Below are 6,090 nucleotides of genomic sequence, written 5' to 3' on the forward strand. Positions count from 1 at the left end.
CTCTCCTGCTGAAAGAGCTGCAGGAATCGCGCCCGGTTCTCCGGCTGAAGTCGAAAATCTTCGTCGATCAGCTTGCGGGCGCGCCACAGAGCCCGTTGCGCGCGCGCGCTGATCCCCTTCAGCTCGGCATGCTGCTGAAGCAGAAGAAAAGCTTCGAGAATGGCCGACGGCGTCGCGAGAAAGACCTCTTCGCGCACCACGTCGAGGAACTCGTGGGCGTTCTGGAACCGCTCATTGATCGGCAGGGGCGGCTCATCGGGCGGCGGGAAGAGTGCGGCCGCCATGTTCTGCAACAAGATCGCGCAGATCTGGGTGACCGTCTTCGCCTTCCGGTAGTAGCGCTGCATCAGGAGCTCGCTGGAGCGGCGCGTGTCGCTGGCGACAAAACCCAGCTTTTCGGCCAGTGGCGTCTGATACTCGAAGAGCAGGCGATCCTCGCGGCGTCCGGCATGCAGATGAAGCTGCGTCCGCAGGTGGCGCAGGAATCCCTCGCAGTCCACCAGCAGTTGCTCCTCCTCGTCGGTAATGAAGCCACGCCGTTCGAGATCCCGCCAACATTTGCCGTAGCCGGCAGCCTGCGCAATCCAGAGAATGAGCTGCAGATCGCGCAGACCACCGGGCCCATCCTTGCAATTCGCCTCCAGGCTGTAGGGGGTGTCGCTGAAACGCTGATGGCGGTCGTCCTGCTCGGCCCGCTTGGTCTGGAAAAAGACGCGGGGGTCCAGGCTGCTCTGGAGAATCGACGAGAAGCCGTCAAACAGCCGCGCACTGCCGACCAGCAAGCGAGCCTCGATCATCGCGGTTTGCACCGTGATGTCACCCGCTGCCTCTTCCAGGCACTGCTCGATGGTGCGCACGCTGTGGCCGGTTTCCAGACCGATGTCCCACAAGGTGCAGATCAATTGTTCGAGGCGCGCGGTCAGCACCTGATCGGCCACCTCCGGCAGGAGGATCAGCAGATCGATATCCGACGCCGGGTACAGTTCGCCGCGGCCATAGCCACCCACCGCGATCAGGGCCAACGAATCAGGGAAGGCCAGATCGCGCCAGACATCGCAGAGAACCTGGTCGATCAGTTGGCAGCGCTCGCGCAACAGCCGTGCGGCGTCTCCTTCGGCAAGAAAGCGCTGACTGATCTGGCGCTGCCCCTCCTGCAGCCGCGTCTTGAGCAAGCCGATCAGGAACTGGCGCATCGATGCTGCGGGAGTCATTGCAACCCGCCGCCCATGGCCAGCCGACGGGTGCGCCAGGTCGGCGGCAAACCGCTGGGTGACAGGCAGCGCTGCAACAGCCAGGACCATTGCTCGATGCCGCGCCACAGCAAGAGCCACGGCCAGGCAAGCGCGCATTGCGGCCGCCAAGCCTCCCCGGCCAGCAGGTCGTTCAGGATTGCGACCACCGCCCCCCAGTAGCAGGAGGTGTTCCGCTCGCCGGTCATCGCTTCCGCTTGACGATTTGCCTCGTGCCATAACTCTTCGGCACGCTCCTCGCTCACGCCAGCCCGCTGCGCCAGCCAGGGAAGAACCAACGGTGTCTTCATCATCTTGTTGTGCTCCACTGTTTCGGGGTCCGCTAGACGCGACCGGCAAACCTGCTGCAGCCAGACGGGCGTGGTCCGCCCTGCCGCCGCTTCCCGATTGATCACAGTCAATCCAAGCAAGAAGCGTGCGAGCAAAACTCCGGTGTGGTATGTCTCTTGCTTTCTCTGATGAGCCATGACGGCCCGGGCGTGACAGCTTGCCGTTCATGACCTGGCTCCGCCGCCTGCAGCAAGGGTTCCGACTTGTCCGGGAGACTTGCCGGCAGGGCGGTCGAGGTGATTGCGCAACGGTGCTGAGCACAGCAGCGGTGCGTCAGAAGGGCGACAGGCCCCAGGACTGGGCATCCGACAAGGAGGCATGCCATGAACAGGCAGCAGCAGGCCACATTGACCATCAGCGGCGAGGCCGCGGTTCAGCTTCCCTTGCTGGTTTCGACGCATGGCAGCGATTGCCTGGACATTCGCAGCCTCGGCGCACGTACAGGCTGTTTCGCATACGATTCTGGCTTCACATCGACGGCTGGCTGCAAGTCGGGAATCAGTTTTGTCGACAGCGCGCAGGGGCAACTGCTTTATCGCGGTTACCCGGTCGAGCAGCTCGCCGAGCGCTGCAACTTTCTCGAGGTGGCCTATCTCCTGAGACATGGCGAGTTGCCGAACGCTGGGCAATTGACCGGCTTCCGCGCGGCCATTGCGCGACATGCGCCGGTTCACGAACAGATGGTCAAGTTCTACGAGGGCTTCCGACGGGACGCGCGTCCGATGGCCGTGATGGTGGGCGTGGTCGGCGCCTTGTCGGCCTTTCATCATGAGGCGGCCGACGTCTCGGATGCGGCGCAAAGAACCCTCAGTTTCCATCGTATTGTCGCGCGCATGCCGACGATCGTCGCCATGGCTCACAAGTACTCGATCGGACAGCCGTTCATGCGGCCACGTCCTGACCTCGACTACAGCAACAACTTCCTCTACATGATGTTCGCCACCCCACGCCAGGAATATCGGCCAAACCCCGTGCTGGCGAGCGCACTGGATCGGCTGTTGACGGTGTACGCCGATTACGGACAGGACGCGGCAACCGCGACGGTGCGCATGGCCGGTTCCTCTGGTGCCAATCCTTTCGCCTGTGTTTCGGCCGCCATTGCCTGTCTGTCCGGGCCGGCACACGGAGGAGCCAGCGAGGCCTGTCTGGCCATGCTCGAGGAGATTGGCGATGCCGCACGGGCCACCCGCTTCGTCACCCTGGTCCGCGAACGGGACGGTGGTGGCGGCGCAGGCCTGCCTGGCTTTGGTCAGCGGGTTTTCAGACAGCATGATCCGCGCGTCAACGTGATGCGCCAGGCTTGTGACGACGTGCTGCGTGAACTGGGGCTGGAGCAAAGCCGCCTGTTCAAACTGGCGAGGACGATCGAAAGGATTGCGCTCGAAGATCCCTACTGTGTCGAGCAGCAGCTCCAACCCACTGTGGACTTTTACGGTAGTCTAATCCAGAAGGCGCTTGGCATTCCCCCGTCGATGTTCGCCTGCACCCTCGCACTAGCGCGCACGGCGGGCTGGATGGCGCAGTGGGAGGAGATGCTGAGCGATCCCGAATACAGGATCGCCCGCCCACGCCAACTTTACAACGGAGTCGCCCGGCGCGGGCTCACTACCCTGGTCCAGTCCTGAAAGGGCGGGAGGCGGCGCCGTCCGCCCATGACCTGACGCCGCTCTACCATTTACGACGGGGTGGCGACCAGTCGCTGGCGGTATTCCGAGTGAGACCTGGCAGGCGACCGACCGGTCCCGGTCAATCCCACGCATCCCCGGCACGCAGCCCTCAGGGGTCGACTCCCGGGCGGACAGCACGACAAATCATTTTCACTATCAATGGCTTGTCGCATGCATCCGACTGCGGCCAGGCGTAACCTGCGGAGAGCTTATGGCACTGCGTGGTCCGATCCGCCACTTGCTTTGGGCGATCTTTCTTTGCCTGCCGTTCGCCGCCGCCGCAAACCGGAGGGAGAGGATGTCGAGGTGATCCGGGGTTATCTCCTGGAAGAAGGTTGAGATGTCACCTTGACTGTTCCTCGATTTGCTGGCGCTGCTGTCGGGCTGCGCCGCAATGTCGAAGGCTGAGCCTGGCAAGGTGATCGTGCGCGACACGATATCGGCTAGCGTCGACGGAGCCTGGAACAGGCCGTCGCCCGGTGCGGTGCAGAAGAGCGAGACCTGGACCATCGAAGGATTGCCGCCCGACCGCCCGGTCTTCTACAGCGGAATTGCAGATGGCGAGGCGCTCGGCGAACTGCAGGAACGCCAGATCCCGAAGTTCCGGGCGGCAATGCAGCCGCACGCAATCGTTGAACGGTACAAGGTGTACGCCACCTATGACGGCAGCTCGTACCGACGAGAGAAACTGGCGCCCGCTCCTTTCGCCGGAGGGGAAGACTTTCGTTTCGGATTCTCGCGTCGGCGCAAAGGCGATGCATTCGAGATGCGCGGCATCGACTACGAACGCAGCCCGGTAGGCAACGTCCTGCCACGCCGCTTGGCCCGCTTCTTCCTTCTGTGACCTATTTCCTAACGCTCGCCGTCACGCCTGCGTATCGTTCGCGTCATGACGGCGCATCGGCGCCCGTAGATCAGCAAGGAGTCGGCAGGTGCTTGAACACGGATTGGAGGATTGCGAGCTGTGCCAATCACCCGGTGGCGAGGTGGTGTGGGAGAGCGACCTGTGTCGTGTGGTCATGGTGGGCGACCCCGATTATCCTGGCTTCTGCCGGGTCATCCTGAACCGCCATGTGCGCGAGATGACCGACCTGCCCGAGCAGGACAGGCTCCGCTTGATGAACGTCCTGTTTGGTGTCGAGAAAGCCATCCGCATCCTCTACCAGCCGGACAAGGTCAATCTGGCAAGCCTCGGCAACATGACGCCGCATCTGCATTGGCACCTCATCCCGCGCTGGCGCGATGACCGGCATTTTCCCAATCCGGTATGGGCTGTCCCACAACGCGTGAAATCGCCTTGCCGCAAAGCGGTCGGCGGGCGTCAATTGAGTGATGAAATCATTACCGCCTTGCGTACCAAGTAGTCCGCTCATGGCGGACAAAGGAGAGAACACCATGAGTACAGATCTTGCCGAAGCCCCTGCGACGCTGAGAATCGCAGACCTGGATACTGGTTTCGAGATTCTCTCGCGGCTTCCCCTGGCCAATTCGGAACGCGCCGAGCTGGAAATCAACCACTTTCTCGACAGTTTGCTGCAAGCGCCCCCAACCGGCGAAGTCTATCTGCAGCTCCTGGAGCAGACGCGCATTTCCCTTTGTTTCATCGAGGAAGAGCTGGCTCGGCGCTACACCAACAAGGCACTGCCGCTGGGACAGTCTGAAGAGAGTGCTTTCCGGCAGGTCGTGGCCACCTGGCTGAAAGCTGCGCGCGCCTATGCACACTGCGCGCACCTGCAGGGTCCCGACGACCGCCCGGGGCAGGCCGAACGCCTGGCCCTGATACTGCACCGTTGTATCTACTACACCGGGATGGCGATCGTCGAACACTATCGCGCCCGCCAGCAACTCCCGCAGGGCTTGTGGCTGAATCTGCATGGCTACTATGCCAGTGCCGAGGAGTGGGGAATTGCCACGCTGCCGGTTGCTGATTCCCTCGATGCGCACGGCCGGAGCACCCACTGCACGGCCGCCACCGTTGGCCTGCTGCTGCTTGAACTCGCCGGACCTTACAGCCTGTCGATCAGCGATCTGAATCTGACACGACGTTGGGCCAGCATCTGGGCGCCACTGGTAAGTCTTCATCCGCCTGCCGCGGGAGAACCCCTGCCAGGACTGGTCGTCGACCTGATGTACGATGCCGGTCTGCGTGGTGCAGGGCAATGCCGACAGGCGGAAAACGTTCGGCGCCTGGACAGCTCAAGGCTGGCAATGCAGATGAGTCAGGCAAGGTTGCAACTGCAGCAGAGAATCTCGCCGGCACAGCTCGGCCTCGGGGAAGACTGCACCAGTGTGCAGTGCCAACACTTGCTCGGACGTCTCTACAGACCGTGGTGCCTGCTTCGGGCAGGACGCAGGTTCCGCCGCCACAGTGCGGCAGGCACGTCAAAAGTGTGTTCCGGATTCGCCGGAATGCACTTCCATATCTCGGGCAGGGAATTCGGCCAACCGGAGAGCGAACGCGCGTATTCTCGTCAGGAGTTCGATACCCTGTTCGCCTTTCGCCACATGCTCGATCCGACGCAGGTGTTGGAAGTTCGTCAGGCCCAGCTCGGACTTGGCCTGGACAGCTGGGAAGTACTGGATCAGTGTGCCAACGGATTTCGCCTGCTGCGCTCGGTTGCGGGAAGGCGGATCGAAGCAGGGCAGCTCCTGTCGATCTGCCCGCACGATGGACACTCGTATTTGCTGGCGCAGGTCGCCTGGCTGATGCAGGAACAGGGTGGCGGTCTGGTCGCCGGAGTGGCGGCGCTGCCCGGTAAACCGCAAGCCGTCGCAGCCCGGATTTTGCCCCAGGAAGGAGGGCAATGGAGCCTGTTCAGCCGAGCCTTCCTGCTGCCCGCTCT

6 protein-coding genes are annotated in these 6,090 nt (G+C 62.8%); 4 read left to right on the plus strand and 2 right to left on the minus strand.

Features of this window, described 5'->3' with window-relative positions:
- Together JNK99_RS07540 and JNK99_RS07545 are read right to left on the minus strand one after the other, a co-directional pair.
- A partial coding sequence (locus tag JNK99_RS07540) for a nucleotidyltransferase domain-containing protein (RefSeq protein WP_291850891.1) occupies positions 1-1,211 on the minus strand: 1,211 nt, incomplete at its 3' end.
- Positions 1,208-1,543, minus strand: a complete 336-nt coding sequence (locus JNK99_RS07545) for a hypothetical protein (RefSeq protein WP_291850894.1) — start codon at positions 1,541-1,543, stop codon at positions 1,208-1,210. The genes JNK99_RS07540 and JNK99_RS07545, both read right to left, overlap by 4 nt.
- A 360-nt stretch (positions 1,544-1,903) precedes the next feature.
- On the opposite strand from JNK99_RS07545, the gene gltA reads away from it, so the two are divergent.
- The 4 genes from gltA to JNK99_RS07565 form a co-directional block, all read left to right on the plus strand.
- Positions 1,904-3,205: a citrate synthase gene (gene gltA / locus JNK99_RS07550; protein ID WP_291850898.1), complete on the plus strand. Its 1,302-nt coding sequence runs from the start codon at positions 1,904-1,906 to the stop codon at positions 3,203-3,205.
- Positions 3,206-3,611: 406 nt separating this feature from the next.
- Positions 3,612-4,091, plus strand: a complete 480-nt coding sequence (locus JNK99_RS07555; RefSeq protein WP_291850901.1) for a hypothetical protein — start codon at positions 3,612-3,614, stop codon at positions 4,089-4,091.
- An 88-nt stretch (positions 4,092-4,179) separates the two neighbouring features.
- Positions 4,180-4,611: an HIT family protein gene (locus JNK99_RS07560; RefSeq protein ID WP_291850904.1), complete on the plus strand. Its 432-nt coding sequence runs from the start codon at positions 4,180-4,182 to the stop codon at positions 4,609-4,611.
- Positions 4,612-4,642: 31 nt separating this feature from the next.
- The coding region (locus tag JNK99_RS07565) for a hypothetical protein (RefSeq protein WP_291850907.1) at positions 4,643-6,090 on the plus strand (1,448 nt) is incomplete at its 3' end.

Origin of the sequence: Accumulibacter sp., from assembly GCF_016789985.1 — a bacterium.
Classification (GTDB): Bacteria; Pseudomonadota; Gammaproteobacteria; order Burkholderiales; family Rhodocyclaceae; genus Accumulibacter.

Bases quoted from the DNA above. Each gene is read 5' to 3' on its own strand.
- gltA (WP_291850898.1), top strand. From the start codon at position 1,904: ATGAACAGGCAGCAGCAGGCCACATTGACCATCAGCGGCGAGGCCGCG.
- JNK99_RS07545 (WP_291850894.1), bottom strand. From the start codon at position 1,543: ATGATGAAGACACCGTTGGTTCTTCCCTGGCTGGCGCAGCGGGCTGGC.